Genomic DNA, 15,546 nt, shown 5'->3' on the forward strand with positions numbered 1-15,546 from the left:
CGTCACCGCAGCGGATGCAGCGCGGTCAGCTCGGCCGCCCGGCGGCCCGTGACGACCGACTCCGCCAGCAGTTTGCCGCTGAGGGGGCCCAGGGCGATGCCCCACATGCCGTGGCCTCCGCAGACGTGGACCCGGGGCGAGCGGGTCGGGCCGACCAGGGGCAGGCCGTCCGCCGTGCACGGGCGGGGGCCGGCCCACTCGTCGGTGCGGCGGGTGAGGTCGGCCGAAGGGAGCAGGTCCCCGACGGCGTTGACGATCGCCTCGATGCGGCGAGGGTCCGCGGGACGGTCGGGCGCCGTGAACTCCATCATGCCCGCCACCCGCACCCGGTCCCCGAGCGGTGTGCACACCACCCGCCGCTCCGCGAAGTACGCGGGCCGGGTCGGCAGCCCGGCCGGAGGAAGCGAGAAACTGTAGCCGCGCCCGGACTGCACCGGGACGCGCACCCCGAAGGGCGCGGCCAGGCGGCCGAGCCAGGCCCCGGGCGCGAGGACGGCAGCGTCGGCCCGCACGGACGTGCCGTCCTGGGCGAGGGCGACGACCCCGGTGCCCACGTCCCGGACGCGGGTGATCTCCACGCCGGTGACGATCTTTCCGCCCCGGTCGCGGACCGCGTCGGCCAGCGCCGTGACGAACGCCCCGGGGTCGAGGTGACGCTGGCCGTGCAGCCGTACGGCCGCGTCGACGCGTGACGAGAGCGCGGGCTCCACCTCGCGCGCCTCGGCCCCCGTGAGCAGGTCGTAGTCGACCTCCTGCCCCGCCGCGCGCACCGCGTCCAGCTCCGCCACGAGCGGGGCACGTCCGGCCGCGGAAGTGAAGGCGATCAGACACGCCTCGTCCGAGCGCGTCGGCTCGGTGACCCCGCCCCGGGCCAGATCGTCGTACGCCGACAGCGCCCCGCGGTTCAGCGCGGCCAGCGCCGCCATCGCCACCTGCCGCCGCCGGTGGGTGCAGTTCCGGGTGAACGCCAGCAGGAAGCGGGCCAGCCGCGGATCAGGACGCGGTGGGATGTAAAGCGGGGAGGCGGGGGAGAGGAGCGTGCGCAACCCCAGCTTCAGGGCTGCCGGTTCGGGCAGCGGCACGGTCAGGGCGGGGGACAGCCAGCCCGCGTTGCCCCAGGACGCGCCGGCCGCGACGCCCCGCCGGTCGACCACGGTGACGTCGACACCGGCCTCCTGGAGGAACCAGGCCGTCGCCAGCCCGGCCATGCCCGCACCCACCACGACGACACTGCGCGGGCTCATGACCGGCCGCCCTCCGCCCTGTCCGTGTTTACCGCGATGTCCGGTCGCCGTTCCCCGAACCGGGTCGCCTGCTCGAACGCGTGTCCCGCCCTCAGCACGGCCGCGTCCCCCCGGTGCGGCCCGACCACCTGGAGCCCGACCGGCAGCCCGGCCGGGGTGAAGCCGGCCGGGACCGACAGGGCCGGGCAGCCGGTCATCGTGATCAGAGAGGCCGAGCGCATCCAGTCCAGATACGTCTCCATGGCGACCCCGTCCACCGACGCCGGGTAAGGGAGACCGACGTCGAAGGGCGCGACCTGGCTCACCGGCAGCAGCAGGACGTCGTACCGGTCGAAGAACGCGCGCACCCGGTGGAACAGCGCGGCCTGGAGCAGCTGGGCGCGGCCCAGGTCCGGGCCGGTGAGCTTGCGGCCCTCCTCGATGTTCCAGACGACGTCCGGGGCCATGCGGTGCCGGTGCTCGTCCAGCAGGGGCCCGTAGGCGAGCTCCATCTGCCAGGCGCGCTGCACGTGGAACGCCTCGTCGGCGCCGGACAGGTCGGGGCAGGCCTCCTCGACCTCGCAGCCCAGCGCCGCGAAGACCCCCACCGCGCCGCGCACCACGTCCCGGACCTCCGCCTCGACGGGCACGCTCCCGCCGAGGTCGGGCGACCAGGCGACCCGCAAGCCGCGCACATCGCCGTCGAGCCGGCCGGCGAAGCGGGAACCCGGCGTCTCCAGAGCGAGCGGGCTGCGCGGGTCCGGCCCGGCCAGCACCGACAGCGTCAGGGCGACGTCCTGCACGGTCCGCGCCATGGGGCCCTTGACCGACAGCTGCGCCCACGGCGCCTTGTCGGGCCAGGAGGGGACCCGGCCGGGGGAGGGGCGCAGGCCGACCACGTTGTTGAAGGAGGCCGGGTTGCGCAGCGAGCCGCCGGTGTCGCTGCCGTCGGCGATCGGCTGCATGCCGCAGGCGAGGGCGGCCCCGGCGCCGCCGCTGCTGCCGCCCGCGCTGCGCGAGAGGTCGTAGGGGTTGCGGGTCGCGCCGAAGACAGGGTTGACGGTGTGCGAACCCATGCCGAGTTCGGGCACGTTGGTCTTGCCGAGCGTGATGGCACCGGCCCGCTTGAGGCGCTCGACGACCAGGTGGTCCCGGGCCGGGACGTGGCCGGCGAGGACCGGTGAGCCGTACGTCGTGCGGATGCCCGCGGTGTCGTGGAGGTCCTTGTGCGCGACGGGCAGCCCGTGCAGCGGACCCAACTCCGCCTGGGAGACGGCCCGTTCGTCAGCCTCGGCCGCCGCCTCCAGGGCCTGGTCGGCGACCAGGGTGACGATCGCGTTCACCGACGGGTTCACCCGGTCGATCCGTTCGAGATGGGCGGTGACGACCTCGCGGGCGGAGATCTCACGGCGGCGCAGGGCCGCGGTGAGCTCGGTCGCGGTGCTGAAGCACAGGTCGGCGGGGTTCACAGTCCTCCCAGGGTTTCCTTGAGCTGGACGACGGCGAGCACCCCGAACAGGACGAAGGAGCCCGACAGCAGCACGTTCGAAAGAGGCTTGTTGCGGTACGGCGCCCGCAGGCCGCGCCGGTTGAGAAGCACCAGCAGCGCCCCGGACAGCAGCGGCAGGACGAGGGAGCCCACGGCGGCGTAGGTGAGCAGCAGGGGCACCGGGCGCCCGGCGAAGGTCACCGCCACGGACGTGGCCGCGCAGTAGAGCACGAACAGACGGAACGGGCGGCTGCGCTGACCCATGTGCCGCTCGGCCTCGGCGTCCGGCACCCCGCGCAGGGTGCGCAGCGAGTCGGCCAGCAGATAGCACAGGGCGTTGAAGCCGCCGACCAGGGCGCTCAGGGTGACGAGGAAGAACGTGCCCAGGAACAGCACCCGGGCCGCCGACCCCAGGTCCGCGCCGAGCGGTTCGGCCAGCGCGGCGAGCCCGTCGTTGCCGGTGATCGTCCGGCCGCTGCCGAACAGCAGGCCGGTGCCCACGATCGAGGTGCACACCACGAAGAGGAACGTGACCGTGTAACTCACCGCGGTGTCCGCCCGCATGACGGGCAGCCAGCTCGTGTGGCGCCAGCGCTTCTCCCGCACCCAGTAGCTGTACGAGGCCACACCGGCCGTGCCGCCCACTCCGCCGACCAGCGCCAGCACGGTGATGACGTCGCCCTGAGGCAGCCGCGGCCGCAGCGAGGCCACCAGTGCGGACGGGTCGTCCATGGTGGCCAGCGTGACCACGGCCAGCACCACCATGCCGACGAACTTGGCCAGCATGAACCCGCTCATCACCCGCTCGAACAGCGTGTACCGGCCCACGTACACGATCCCGGCCGACGCCAGCGCGATCACCAGGGCCAGCGGTCTCACCGGCAGCACGGGGAACAGCGTCGACAGCGCGAGCGACGCCACCGAGCTCAGGGCGGCGCCGTACAGCAGCCCGATGACCAGGACGAATGCGAAGAAGGCGGACGGGAGCCAGCGGGCGGCCGAGCGCAGGCTCGCGATCACCGTCAGCCCGGTCCCCAGATACAGGCGTCCCACCGCCTCGGTCAGCGCGTACTTGAGCACGACACCGATGAGGATGGCCCACAGCAGGGCCATGCCGTAGCCGGCGGCGCCCGCCAGCGACGTCACCATGTCGCCGGCGCCCACGCTGGCGGCCGCCAGGACCAGCCCCGGCCCGAGGACGGCCAGCCGCCCGCGCCGGGTGGTGGGGGCGGGGAAGGACTCGGGGGACGGGGCAGCCGTGGGCGGGTGAGGGGGACTTCCGGGTGTCGCGGTCATGTCGGCCACCTCCGGAGGTAGGGAGAGCGCGGTCCGGCTTCCCGGCAGAGTCGGGGACGTCGACGGATGGGAACAAGAATCCCTGTGAAATCGACGGAATCGGCCATAAGCTCAGGCCGATGGACGCACCGCACACCGGCTTCGTGGCCGATTCGCTGGACCGGCGCATCATCAGCGCCCTGCAGATCGACGGCCGTGCCTCGTGGCACCGCGTCGCGACGGCGCTCGGCGAACCGGAACGCACCGTCGTCCGCCGGGGTACCCGGCTGCTCGACTCCGGGCTGGTACGGATCGGCGCCATGGCGGTGCGCGGGCGCAGCACCGTGATCGCAGTGCGCTGCGCACCCGGCCAGGCCCGGGTGGCCGCCACCGCGCTGGCGCGCCGCCCCGACTGTGTCTTCGCCCATGTCCTGACCGGGACCTGGGACTGCGTCGCCGAGGTGCAGTGCCCCCGCGACCGTCTCGCGGGCCTCGTCATGGACGAACTCCCGGGCGTGCCCGGGGTCGTACGGACGCTGACGCTCCCGGTGCTGCGGCACGTGCGGACGATCCGGGAGTGGCACGCGGGCCTGCTCACCGAGGCCGAGATCGCCGCACTGACCGACGGCACACCGGCTGGCGCCGTCCCCGCCTCGGCGGACGTGTCGCCCCCGTTCGAGGGGGCCGGGGAACTCACCCGCGCCGACCGCCTGCTGGTGCACGCCCTGGCCGAGGACGGACGGTGCACGTTCGACGAACTGGCCCGGGTGGCCGGCGTGTCCGAGGCCACCGCCCGGCGCCGGCTGGGCGCCCTGCGCAGGGAGGGTCGGGTCCGCGTCCGTGCCGTGATCGAACCGCTGCTGGTCGGGCTGCCGGTGGAGGCGGTGCTGTGGGTGCGCACCGCGCCGTCGGAGGTCGGCACGGTGACGGCGGCGCTCGCCGGATCCCCCCACGTCCGGTACGTCAGCTTCGTCACCGGCGAACGCCAGCTGCTGGTCCTGACCGCGTTTGCGGACGAGGCGGCGCTCCACGACTTCGTCACGCGTGCCCCGTGGCTGCGCGAGGCGGTGTCGGTGGATGTGTCGATGGTCCTCGGCTCGCTGAAGCGGGGCGGGATGCTCGCGCCGTGGCTGCGTGACTGACGTCCTGTTCAGAAGGGGGAAGAGGGCTCGCAGGCCGGGCCGGCTGTCACAAGCCCGGGCCCTGTCCTGTCTCTGTGGTGAGTCAACCCCTCAGCGAAACGGAGACAGTCATGAAGATCGTGGTCGTCGGCGGTACCGGACTCATCGGCTCGCAGGTCGTCGCGCTGCTGCGCGACCGGGGGCACGACGCCGTGGCCGCCGCTCCCTCCACGGGGGTCGACACCCTCACAGGCGAGGGACTGGCCGGGGCCCTCAAGGGCGCGGACGTGGTCGTGGACGTGTCGAACTCGCCCTCCTTCGACACCGAGCCGGCGCTGGACTTCTTCACCCGCTCGGCGCGGAACCTGTTCGCCGCCGAGAAGGAGGCGGGCATCCGGCACCACGTCGGGCTCTCCATCGTCGGCGTCGATCAGGTGCCCGGCTACGGCTACTACCAGGCCAAGGTCGCGCAGGAGAACGCCGTGCGCGGCAGTGGCGTGCCCTACAGCATCGTGCGAGCCACGCAGTTCTTCGAGTTCGTCGCCCCGGTGATGGACATGTCCACCCAGGACGGTGAGGTGCGGCTGCCGTCCACGCGGCTGCGGCCGATCGCCTCCGCCGATGTCGCGGCGGCAGTCGCCGAGGCCGCCCAGGGCGAACCGTCGAACGGCATCCGGAACATCGCGGGACCCGAAGTGCACCGGCTCGACCGGCTCGGTGAAATCACCCTGGCGGCGAAGCCGGACGGCCGCACCGTCGTCACCGACGAGACCGCCGGCCTGTTCGCGGGCATGCCCGACGTGCTCACCGGCGACGGCACCGCGCACCTCGCGTCCACCCGCTACGAGGAGTGGGTCAGGCGGAACTGACCGCTGACCGTCGTCGGACAGGACCTACGGGCGGCCGGTGAGCCTGCGCGCCGACCGCTCGTACGCCCTCAGCTTCTGCGGTGCCAGAACCCAGTAGAGCCCGTCGATGCCGCCGGGCCCCACGGTGGCGCTCACCAGGGCGACGGCGGCCTTGTCCCGGACGAGCAGCAGGCTGGGCCGCCCGTTGGCCTCGACGATGCCGTACTCGGCCCCGGGGAAGAACTTCCGGGCGAAAACGGTGACCCTGGCCACGCGCTCGGGGCCCACGATCTCCAGCCGTGCCACGCCGCGCATGCCGTTGCCGTCCGCGTAGGCGACGACGTCGGCCGACAGCACGTTCTCCAGCGCCGCCACGTCACCGTGCCGCGCGGCGGCGACGAAGGCTTCGAGCAGGCGCCGGTGCTGTGCCGAGTCGACCGGTTCACGGCGCTCGGCGGACAGGCGCTTGCGGGCCCGGCTGACGATCTGCCGCGTGTTGGCCTGGCTCAACCGGAGCATGTCCGCGATCTCGTCGTACGCGTAGTCGAACGCCTCCCGCAGCACATAGGCCGCCCGCTCCACGGGGTTCAGCCGCTCCAGGACCAGCAGCACGGCCAGCTCCAGCGCCTCGCCCCGCTCCGCGCCGACCTGCGGATCCACACTGGTGTCCACCGGTTCCGGCAGCCAGGGCCCCACATAGGCCTCACGGCGGACCCGTGCCGACTGGGCCACGTTGATCGCCAGACGTGTGGTGATCTTGGCCAGGAACGCCCCTGCGTCCAGCACGGCGCTCCGGTCCGCGCCCTGCCAGCGCAGCCACACGTCCTGCACCACGTCCTCGGCCTCGGACACGCTGCCCAGAACGCGGTAGGCGATGCCGAACAGCCGGGGACGCAGGTGCTCGAACGCGTCCGCCGCCGCGTTCAGCGCGCCGTCGGTGAGGGGCTGTCCCTGGTCCATGCCGCCGATGCCTCCACGGGTCGACCGTCGTGCCTCAGACAGTACGACCTTCCAGGCCGGCGCACGGGGCGGCGCTCAGTCCACGTAGCGGGGTGTCCACTGCGCCCGAGCGACCGCCCGGCGCAGTTCCTCCTCGGTCGCCTGCGGAGCGACCCCGTCCTCGACGGCGGCGAGAGCCGCCGCCAGGGCGATGGCGCGGGCGGACTCCCGCATCCCGTCCAGGGGCGGCAGTAGCGGCACGGGACCGTCGTCGCCGGGCGCCGCCCGTACCGCGCACTCGGCGACGGCCCTGGCGGCGGCCACCATCATGCGGTCGGTGACGCGCGTGGCCCGGCTCGCCGTCACCGCGAGGCCCATGGCCGGGAAGACGTACACGTTGTTCGACTGCGCCACCGGCACCTCGCGCCCGTCCACCCTCAGTGGCGGGAACGGCGAGCCGGTGGCGATCAGCGCCCGGCCGTCGGTCCAGCGGGTGAGGTCCGCCGGATCGGCCTCGGAGTGGGAGGTGGGGTTGGACAGCGGGAAGATGACGGGCCGTTCGCAGGTCGAACCCATCTGCCGCACGATCTTCTCGGTGAACGCGCCGTGAGCCGTCGACAGCCCGATCAGCGCCGTCGGCTCGACACGGCGCACCACCTCGGCGAGGCCGGTGCCGTCCCAGCCGGTCACCTCACCGTCGTCGCGTGCGAACTCCCGCTGCTGCGGCGTCAGTTCCGTGCGCGAGCGCACCAGCAGGCCGTCGACGTCGAGGATCCAGAACCGTGCCGTCGCCTCGTCCTCGGACAGGCCCTCCTCGGTCATGGCCGTCCGGATCATGCCGGCGACACCGATGGCGGCCGACCCCGCTCCCAGGATCACCAGGCGCTGCTCGGACAGCGGGGTGCCGGACACGTTCGCCGCCGTGGACAGGGCGCCGAGCGTGACGGCCGCCGTGCCCTGGATGTCGTCGTTGAAGGTGAGCAGCCGGTCCCGGTAGCGCGAGAGGATGGGATGGGCGTGGGCGGTGGCGAAGTCCTCCCACTGGAGCAGCGTGCCGGGCAGCTCCGCCTCCACCGCCGAGACGAACGCCTCGATCATCTCGTCGTAGTCGGCGCCGGTCAGCCTGCGGGCCCGCCGGCCGAGGTAGCGCGGGTTGCCGAGCAGGTCCTCGTTGTCGGTGCCGACGTCCAGCAGGACCGGCAGGGTGCGGGCGGGGTGGATGCCGCCGATCGCCGTGTACAGGCTGAGCTTGCCGATCGGGATGCCCATCCCGCCGACGCCCTGGTCGCCCAGGCCGAGGATGCGCTGGCCGTCGGTGACGACGATGACGTCCACGTCCTGGTCGCGGTGCGGGCGGTTGCGCAGGATGTCCCGGAAGCGGTGCCGGTCCTCCCACGTCAGGAACAGCCCGCGCGGCCGCCGGTAGATCTCGCTGAAGCGCTGACATGCCTCACCGACCGTCGGCGTGTAGACGACGGGCAGCAGTTCCTCCAGGTACTCGGTGACCAGACGGTAGAAGAGCACCTCGTTGGTGTCCTGGAGCTGACGCAGGTAGATGTGCCGGTTGAGGGGCTTGTCGTAGCCGTGGAACGCCTCGTAGGCGCGGGCGACCTGCTCGTCCAGGGTCTCCACTGCGGGCGGCAGCAGCCCGTCGATGCCGAGCTCGGCGCGCTCCCGCCGGCTGAAGGCGGTGCCCCTGTTGACGAGCGGGTCGGCCAGGGTGGTGAGGGCGGGGCTGGTGGTCGTGCGGGGGTGCGGGGTCTTCGGCTGGTCCATGGGGTGACGCCTTCCCTGGACTCGCCCGTTCGTGCAGACGACTTGCGCCGGCCCGGCCGAACGGTCGATCCGGCCTCCGGCGCACCGATGAGTTCCGGCGCGTCACCCCGTCTACCTCTCCGTAAGGCGTACCGAGCCCAACACCCGTCAGGAGAAGGCGACATGAACGTGACGATCCCGCAGGCGCGGCCCCGAACCGCCTCCCGGCCCGCCGGCTTCCTTTCCACGCGCCCCGTATGGCTGGTCGCCATCCTGGCGACGCTCGCCGGTGCCGTCGCGACCGAGGCGTTCGCGCTCGTCGCCCGGGCCGCGGGCGTCCCGATGGAGGCGGCCAGTCCCGGCGCCGCGGAGGCCGCGCCCATCCCCGTCGGCGGCTTCGGCGGCGGTGTGGTGTTCTGGTCGGTCGCCGGGATCGCCTTGGCGGTGGTGCTCGCCCGCTGGGCGAAGCAGCCCGCCCGCACGTTCACCGTGACCACCGTCGTCCTCACCGCACTGTCCCTCGCCGGCCCGGCCGTCGCCCCGCACACGGCCACGTCCACCCAGGCCGTCCTAGCCGTGTCACATGGGGTGGCCGCCGCGGTGATCATCCCCCTGGTGGCGCGGCGGCTGTCCCACGTGCGGAGGTGACGCCCTCGACTCCCGCCATCCCGGCACCGGCCCGTCGCGCTCACCGCCGACGGGCCGTCGTCGTGCACCACGCGCCGGCCCCGAACGGCCCAATGGCACTGCGCCGGAGGAGGCGACCGTGGATGAGCGGTGTGACCGTGGTGGAAGGGATGCGTGTGCATCCCTGGATGCGTGTGCACACCCGGACGAGGAGACGCGATGGCGGAGGGACTGGCCGAGGGCTGCACGGCGCGCGCTGCCACGAGAGGCGGCGAGGATCCGCCGGAGTGGCCCCCGGACCCCTTCGAGCAGGTTAGCGCGGTCGCCGACGCCGTCCTCTACGAGGGCTACCTCCTCTACCCCTACCGCCGGTCCTCGGCCAAGAACCGCGTCCGATGGCAGTTCGGGGTGCTGTTCCCGAGGGACTGGGCGGAGGCGGACGGCCCCGTGGTCCCGGGTGTCTCCGGCTCCGCCGACTCCTGGTACCAGCAGACCGAGTGCCTGCTGAGGGTCCGGCAGCCCGGCAGCGCGTCCGTACGTGTGCGGATCCGGCACCTCCAGATGCAGCGCAAGCAGGTGGAGGAGACCCGGGAGGGCCGTCATCACGCCGTCGAGTCGCTGTGCACCGCCGACGGCACGACGCATCTGACCTTCGACGAGGCCGTACCGCGTGAACGCGAGGTCGAGGTCCCGCTCGCCGAGCTCCTCCAGGGCGGACGCACCATCCCCGTGGTCGCACCGGCCGGCATGGACGTCGAGCCGCTGCCCGCCCACGCCGGGCGGGTGGTGCGGCGCCGCGACGAGGTACGGGCCGACGTCACCGTCACCGCCGAGCGCCTCGCGGACGACCTCTGCCGGCTCCGTGTACGCACCACGAACACCGGGCACGCGCCCGAACCGGGGACGGCTCGTGACGAGGCACTGCGCCGCGCCCTCATCGCCACGCACACCCTCATCGGCGGCGACGGCGTGGAGTTCGTCTCCCTGATCGACCCGCCGACGGACCTGAGCGCACTCGCCCGCTCGTGCCGGAACGAGTTCACCTTCCCCGTCCTCGGCGGCGACGACGGCCACGTCCTGCTCTCCGCGCCCATCATCCTGCCCGACCACCCCCGGGTGGCCCCCGAAAGCCCCGGCGACCTGCACGACGCCGCCGAGATCGACGAGATCCTCACGCTGCGCACGATGCTGCTGACCGACGAGGAGAAGCGCGAGGCGCGGGCCACCGACCCGCGGGCGGCCGCGATCCTCGACCGCGTCGACACGATGCCGCAGGAGATCTTCGAACGCCTCCACGGCGCCGTCCGCTCTTTGACACCGGCGACGCCCGCGACGGTCACGCCCGTGACGCCCGCGCCTGCGACAGCGGCGGCTGCGGCTGCGGCTGCCGCGCCAGGGTTTTCGGGGACTGGGGTTGCCGCGTCCGGGGCGGCTGTGTGCGGGACTTCGGCGTCCGGGGTTGCCGCACCCGCGACCGCGGCGCCTGTGACGGCCGCGCCTGCGACTTCGGCGGCCGGGGCTGTCGCGCCCATGACTGCCACGCCCGCGGCCCCGGGGCCCGGGGCTCGCGCCCTCCGGACGCCCGCGTCCACGACCCCGGCGCCTGGGACGGCCGTGTCCGTGACCCCGCCGCCTGCGGCTTCCGGGCCTCGGCCGCCGGCGTCTGGGATCGGCGCGCCTGTGACTCCGAGGCCTGGGACCGCCGTCCCCATGACCCCGGCGGCCGAGGCCCCCGCCCCCGCGAGTGCCGCGCCCGCGACCGACGCGCCCCCCACCCCCACCGACCGTCCCGCCTGGTGGCAGGAAGGCGTCGACGACGGGCTCTCCCCGGTCACCGACACCGTGCTCGTCGACGGTGTTCCGCTCGGCGGTGGCAGCCGCGTGCGGCTGCGGCCGCGCGGGCGTGGTGCCGATGCTCAGGACATGTTCCTGGCCGGCCGCACCGCCGAGGTCGCCGCCGTCTTCCACGACGTCGACGGCAGCGTGCACCTCGCCGTCACCCTCGACGACGATCCCGCGGCCGAACTCCACGCCTGGTACGGCCGCTTCCACTACTTCCGGCCCGATGAGCTCGAACCCCTCGAACCCGCCGGATCCCGGGACGAGCCGTCGGCACCGGCTCCCGCCGCGGCCCCCTCGCGGCACACGACCGACTCCGAGACCCCCGCAGCGGAGGCCGAGTGATGACCACGCACAGCAGTACCACCGACGTCAGCAAGGAACCCGACCGGACCGAGGAACGGCAGGGCATGGAGGAGATCCACATCCTCTGGATCTCCGAAGGCATGAGCTGCGACGGCGACACCGTCTCCCTCACCGCCGCGGGCCAGCCCTCCATCGAGGACCTCGTGCTCGGGCTGATCCCGGGCCTGCCCAAGGTGAACCTCGTCAACAAGGTGCTCTCCCCGAGCCTCGGGGGCGAGGACTTCCTCGCCCCCTACCGGGCGGCCGTACGCGGCGAACTGGGCCCGTTCATCCTCGTCATCGAGGGCTCGGTCCCCAACCAGAACATCATCGAGGGCGACGGCTACTGGACGTCCTTCGGCAACGACCCGGAGACCGGCGAGCCGCAGACCCTCAACTGGTGGATCGACCAACTGGCCCCCAAGGCCTGGGCGGTGGTCGCCGCCGGCACCTGCGCCACCTTCGGCGGCATCCACGCCATGTCCGGCAACCCCACCGGCTGCATGGGCCTGGCCGACTACCTGGGCTGGGACTTCACCTCCCAGGGCGGCCTGCCGATCGTCAACGTGCCCGGCTGCCCCATCCAGCCCGAGAACTTCATGGAGACCCTGATCTGGGTCCTCTATCACGCGGCCGGCTCCGCACCCCCGCCCCCGCTGGACCACATGCTGCGCCCGCAGTGGCTGTTCGGGAAGACGGTCCACGAGGGCTGCGACCGCGGCGCGTACTACGAGCAGGCCAGCTTCGCCATGGACTACAACTCACCCAAGTGCCTGGTGAAGACGGGCTGCTGGGGTCCGGTCGTCAACTGCAACGTGCCCAAGCGCGGCTGGATGGCCGGCATCGGCGGCTGCCCCAACGTCGGCGGCATCTGCATCGGCTGCACGATGCCCGGCTTCCCCGACGCGTTCATGCCGTTCATGGACGAACCCCCCGGCGGAACCCTGTCGTCCCTGGCCATCAAGCCGTACGGGGCCGTCATCCGCCGTCTGCGCGGCATGACCAACGAACTGGTCAACCACGAGCCCAGATGGCGCCACAACAAGCGCAAGCTGACCAGCGGCTACGACCCGCACTGGCGCCCCTGACGAGACCCGCGACCCATCCCACCACCGACAGCGAGGGGCAGTACCGCAGATGACCACCACCGAGGCCCGGCCCACCGAGCGCAAACCGCCACAGCTCGTGGACATGTCCTGGGATCCCATCACCCGGATCATCGGGAACCTGGGCATCTACACGAAGATCGACTTCGCCAACCGGGAAGTCGTGGAATGCCACAGCACCTCGTCGCTCTTCCGCGGCTACTCGGTGTTCATGAAGGGCAAGGACCCGCGCGACGCGGGCTTCATCACGTCCCGGATCTGCGGCATCTGCGGCGACAACCACACCACCTGCTCCGACTACGCCCAGCAGATGGCCTACGGCGTCAAGCCGCCCCCGCTGGCCGAGCACATCGTCAACCTCGGCGAAGCCGCCGAGTACATGTTCGACCACACGATCTTCCAGGACAACCTGGTGTTCGTGGACTTCTGCGAGGCGATGGTCAAGGCCACCAACCCCGGTGTCCTGGCCCGCGCCGAACGCACCGACGCGCCCCGCGGAGACATCCACGGCTACCGCACCATCGCCGACATCATGAAGGCCTTCAACCCCTTCGAGGGCGAGGTCTACAAGGAGGCCCTGAAGGTCAGCCGCGTCACCCGCGAGATGTTCTGCCTGATGGAGGGGCGGCACGTCCACCCGTCCACGCTGTACCCGGGCGGCGTCGGCACGATGCCGCAACCGACCACCTTCACCGACTACCTCAGCCGGCTCATGCGGGTCATCGACTTCGTGAAGAAGGCCGTCGCCATGAACGACGACGTCTTCGACTTCTTCTACGAGGCGCTCCCCGGCTACGAGGAGGTCGGCCGCCGCCGCGTCCTGCTGGGCTGCTGGGGCGCCTTCCAGGACCCCAAGGTCGTCGACTACCGCTACGAGTCGATGAACACCTGGGGCAAGGCGATGTACGTCACCCCCGGCATCATCGTCGACGGCGAACTGGTCACCAACAACCTCGTCGACATCAACCTCGGCCTGCGCATCATGCTCGGCAGCTCCTACTACGAGGACTGGGTGAACGAGGAGCCCTTCGTCACGCACGACCCGCTCGGCAACCCCGTCGACATGCGCCACCCGTGGAACCAGACGACCGTCCCGGTGCCGCAGAAGCGCGACTTCGACGACAAGTACAGCTGGGTGATGAGCCCCCGCTGGTTCGACCAGCGCACCGGCGACCACCTCGCCCTCGACACCGGCGGCGGCCCGCTGGCCCGCTTGTGGTCGACGGCGCTGAGCGGCCTGGTCGACACCCCGTACGTCAAGTCCACCGGCCACAGCGTGCGCATCTCCCTGCCCAAGGGCGAGTCGCTGCCGGAGACCACCCTGGAGTGGCGCATCCCGCGGTGGAGCAACACCATCGAACGCGACCGCGCCCGGCCCTACTTCGTCGCGTACGCCGCCGCCATGGCCCTGCAGTTCCTCGAAGAGGCCATGGGCATGGTGCGCGCGGGCGAGACCAAGGTGTTCGAGAACTACGAGGTGCCCGACGAGGCGATCGGCTGCGGCTTCCACGAGGCGGTGCGCGGCGTCCTCTCCCACCATCTGGTGATCAAGGACAAGAAGATCGCCAACTACCACCCGTACCCGCCCACCCCGTGGAACGCCAGCCCCCGCGACAAGTTCGGCACCCCCGGCCCCTACGAGGACGCCGTCCAGGGCCAGCCCATCTTCGAGGAGAACGGGCCCGACGACTTCAAGGGCGTCGACATCATGCGCACGGTCCGCAGCTTCGACCCCTGTCTGCCGTGCGGTGTGCACATGTACGTCGGCAAGGGAAGGACGCTCACCACCCTGCACTCGCCCACCTACGGGGCGAACCATGGCTGAGGCTCCCGGCACCCGGCTGGCCGACCCGGACGTCGAGGCCCGGCTCGCCCGGCTGGACGAGGTGCTGGAAGCCCTCGAACCCCTTCCCGGCGCGGCCACGGAGGCGGTCCGGCTGCTGACCGAGGTCTACGGCGAGGCCCTGGCCCGCGTCCTGGACGAGGCGGACGAGCAGTTGACCGAACGCCTCGCCGACGACGAACTGCTGGGCCACCTGCTCGTGCTGCACGACATCCACCCCGAGCCCGCCGAGCGCCGGGCGGCCCGCGCCGTCGAACGGCTGCGGCCCGCCGTACGGGAACGGGGCGGCGACGTGGAATGGGCCGGTGTGGAAGGCCAGGTCGCCCGGGTGCGTCTGACCACGGGCGGCTGCGGATCCGGCTGCGGCGGTGGCGGCTCCGACGTCACCGACGCGGTCCGGGAGGCGGTGCTCGCCGTCGCTCCCGAGCTGACGGCGGTGGAGCCGGTGCCAAGCACACCGGCTCCGGCGTTCGTCCCCCTGACCACGCTGACACACCGGGGCGCACGGTGACCACCGACGGGGCACTGGCCCGCCTCATCCGCTCCTCGGCCGACCGTACGGCGGCGGCCGAGGTGGAGAAGTGCGAGCTGTGTGCCGCGCCGGTCGCCGACGAGCACGCCCACCTGTACGACACCGGCCAGGAGGAGGTGCGCTGCGTCTGCGGCGCCTGTTCGGTGCTGTTCGCCGGGGCCGGGGCGGGCGACGGCCACTACCGGCTCGTGCCGCGCCGCCGGGCCCGGCTGCCCCACGTCGACACGGCCGTGCTGGGCGTACCCGTGGGTCTGGTCTTCTTCGTGCCCCGGGCGGACGGCACGGTCACGGCGGAGGGCCCGAGCCCGGCGGGGGCGATGCGGTGGGAGGTGGACGCGGCGGCCTGGCAGGCACTGGCCGGGACGTGTCCGCAGCTCGCCGGCGTGGAACCCGACGTGGAGGCCCTCCTGGTGAACACCGTCCACGGCCTCGACCACCACTGGATCGTGCCGGTCGACGACTGCTACCGGATGGTCGCCCTCGTCCGCCGGGAATGGCGCGGCCTGTCCGGCGGCGGCCGGGTCTGGCCGGCCGTCGAGCGGTTCTTCGAGGAGCTCACCGAGCGGCCGTGAACACGTCTCCGCAGGCCGGAGGCGAGGAAGGA

At 72.6% G+C, this 15,546-nt stretch carries 13 protein-coding genes; 8 read left to right on the forward strand and 5 right to left on the reverse strand.

Annotated elements, in window-relative coordinates:
- Positions 1-2 precede the first annotated feature (2 nt).
- The 3 genes from ACFZDA_RS38945 to ACFZDA_RS38955 are packed head-to-tail and all read right to left on the reverse strand — an operon-like array spanning position 3 to position 4,008.
- On the reverse strand, positions 3-1,244 hold the full coding sequence (locus ACFZDA_RS38945; RefSeq protein ID WP_391090808.1) for an FAD-dependent oxidoreductase: 1,242 nt from the start codon (positions 1,242-1,244) through the stop codon (positions 3-5).
- Entirely contained in the window at positions 1,241-2,692 is a 1,452-nt protein-coding gene (locus tag ACFZDA_RS38950; RefSeq protein ID WP_391090810.1) for an amidase, read from the reverse strand. The genes ACFZDA_RS38945 and ACFZDA_RS38950 overlap by 4 nt, the downstream gene beginning before the upstream one ends.
- Positions 2,689-4,008 carry an Nramp family divalent metal transporter gene (locus tag ACFZDA_RS38955; protein ID WP_391090812.1) on the reverse strand — a complete coding sequence of 440 codons (1,320 nt, stop codon included), beginning with the start codon at positions 4,006-4,008 and terminating at the stop codon, positions 2,689-2,691. The genes ACFZDA_RS38950 and ACFZDA_RS38955 overlap by 4 nt, the downstream gene beginning before the upstream one ends.
- 119 nt (positions 4,009-4,127) lie before the next feature.
- Here ACFZDA_RS38955 and ACFZDA_RS38960 point away from each other — a divergent pair, with 119 nt between their 5' ends.
- Together ACFZDA_RS38960 and ACFZDA_RS38965 are read left to right on the forward strand one after the other, a co-directional pair.
- Positions 4,128-5,129 (forward strand): AsnC family transcriptional regulator, encoded by a 1,002-nt coding sequence (locus ACFZDA_RS38960; RefSeq protein WP_391090813.1) that lies wholly within the window; start codon positions 4,128-4,130, stop codon positions 5,127-5,129.
- A gap of 110 nt (positions 5,130-5,239) precedes the next feature.
- Positions 5,240-5,977 carry an NAD(P)H-binding protein gene (locus ACFZDA_RS38965; protein ID WP_391090815.1) on the forward strand — a complete coding sequence of 246 codons (738 nt, stop codon included), beginning with the start codon at positions 5,240-5,242 and terminating at the stop codon, positions 5,975-5,977.
- A 24-nt stretch (positions 5,978-6,001) separates the two neighbouring features.
- On the opposite strand, the gene sigJ is transcribed toward ACFZDA_RS38965, so the two are convergent.
- On the reverse strand, positions 6,002-6,916 hold the full coding sequence (gene sigJ, locus ACFZDA_RS38970) for an RNA polymerase sigma factor SigJ (RefSeq protein ID WP_391090817.1): 915 nt from the start codon (positions 6,914-6,916) through the stop codon (positions 6,002-6,004).
- A 75-nt stretch (positions 6,917-6,991) separates the two neighbouring features.
- Positions 6,992-8,671, reverse strand: a complete 1,680-nt coding sequence (locus ACFZDA_RS38975) for an oxaloacetate-decarboxylating malate dehydrogenase (RefSeq protein ID WP_391090820.1) — start codon at positions 8,669-8,671, stop codon at positions 6,992-6,994.
- A 162-nt stretch (positions 8,672-8,833) separates the two neighbouring features.
- Here ACFZDA_RS38975 and ACFZDA_RS38980 point away from each other — a divergent pair, with 162 nt between their 5' ends.
- From ACFZDA_RS38980 to ACFZDA_RS39005, 6 genes are all read left to right on the forward strand, one after another.
- Positions 8,834-9,298, forward strand: coding sequence for a DUF6069 family protein (locus ACFZDA_RS38980; RefSeq protein ID WP_391090822.1), 465 nt, complete (start codon positions 8,834-8,836; stop codon positions 9,296-9,298).
- 198 nt (positions 9,299-9,496) lie between these two features.
- Positions 9,497-11,461 carry a hypothetical protein gene (locus ACFZDA_RS38985; protein ID WP_391090824.1) on the forward strand — a complete coding sequence of 655 codons (1,965 nt, stop codon included), beginning with the start codon at positions 9,497-9,499 and terminating at the stop codon, positions 11,459-11,461.
- A complete protein-coding gene (locus ACFZDA_RS38990) occupies positions 11,461-12,549 on the forward strand; it encodes a hydrogenase expression protein HypE (RefSeq protein WP_391090826.1) in 1,089 nt (362 codons plus the stop codon). The genes ACFZDA_RS38985 and ACFZDA_RS38990 overlap by 1 nt, the downstream gene beginning before the upstream one ends.
- Before the next feature lie 49 nt (positions 12,550-12,598).
- Positions 12,599-14,392, forward strand: a complete 1,794-nt coding sequence (locus tag ACFZDA_RS38995; RefSeq protein WP_391090828.1) for a nickel-dependent hydrogenase large subunit — start codon at positions 12,599-12,601, stop codon at positions 14,390-14,392.
- Positions 14,385-14,921 (forward strand): NifU family protein, encoded by a 537-nt coding sequence (locus tag ACFZDA_RS39000; protein WP_391090830.1) that lies wholly within the window; start codon positions 14,385-14,387, stop codon positions 14,919-14,921. The genes ACFZDA_RS38995 and ACFZDA_RS39000 overlap by 8 nt, the downstream gene beginning before the upstream one ends.
- The gene (locus ACFZDA_RS39005) at positions 14,918-15,514 is read left to right on the forward strand and encodes a DUF5947 family protein (protein WP_391090832.1); all 597 of its coding nucleotides are present in this window, start codon (positions 14,918-14,920) and stop codon (positions 15,512-15,514) included. Before ACFZDA_RS39000 ends, ACFZDA_RS39005 begins: the two co-directional genes overlap by 4 nt.
- Positions 15,515-15,546 lie beyond the last annotated feature (32 nt).

This window comes from Streptomyces sp. NPDC007991, assembly GCF_042958445.1.
Taxonomy (GTDB): Bacteria; Actinomycetota; Actinomycetes; order Streptomycetales; family Streptomycetaceae; genus Streptomyces.

Bases quoted from the DNA above. Each gene is read 5' to 3' on its own strand.
- sigJ (WP_391090817.1), bottom strand. From the start codon at position 6,916: ATGGACCAGGGACAGCCCCTCACCGACGGCGCGCTGAACGCGGCGGCG.
- ACFZDA_RS38980 (WP_391090822.1), top strand. From the start codon at position 8,834: ATGAACGTGACGATCCCGCAGGCGCGGCCCCGAACCGCCTCCCGGCCC.
- ACFZDA_RS38975 (WP_391090820.1), bottom strand. From the start codon at position 8,671: ATGGACCAGCCGAAGACCCCGCACCCCCGCACGACCACCAGCCCCGCC.
- ACFZDA_RS38960 (WP_391090813.1), top strand. From the start codon at position 4,128: ATGGACGCACCGCACACCGGCTTCGTGGCCGATTCGCTGGACCGGCGC.
- ACFZDA_RS38955 (WP_391090812.1), bottom strand. From the start codon at position 4,008: ATGACCGCGACACCCGGAAGTCCCCCTCACCCGCCCACGGCTGCCCCG.
- ACFZDA_RS38990 (WP_391090826.1), top strand. From the start codon at position 11,461: ATGACCACGCACAGCAGTACCACCGACGTCAGCAAGGAACCCGACCGG.
- ACFZDA_RS38995 (WP_391090828.1), top strand. From the start codon at position 12,599: ATGACCACCACCGAGGCCCGGCCCACCGAGCGCAAACCGCCACAGCTC.
- ACFZDA_RS38965 (WP_391090815.1), top strand. From the start codon at position 5,240: ATGAAGATCGTGGTCGTCGGCGGTACCGGACTCATCGGCTCGCAGGTC.
- ACFZDA_RS38945 (WP_391090808.1), bottom strand. From the start codon at position 1,244: ATGAGCCCGCGCAGTGTCGTCGTGGTGGGTGCGGGCATGGCCGGGCTG.
- ACFZDA_RS39000 (WP_391090830.1), top strand. From the start codon at position 14,385: ATGGCTGAGGCTCCCGGCACCCGGCTGGCCGACCCGGACGTCGAGGCC.
- ACFZDA_RS38985 (WP_391090824.1), top strand. From the start codon at position 9,497: ATGGCGGAGGGACTGGCCGAGGGCTGCACGGCGCGCGCTGCCACGAGA.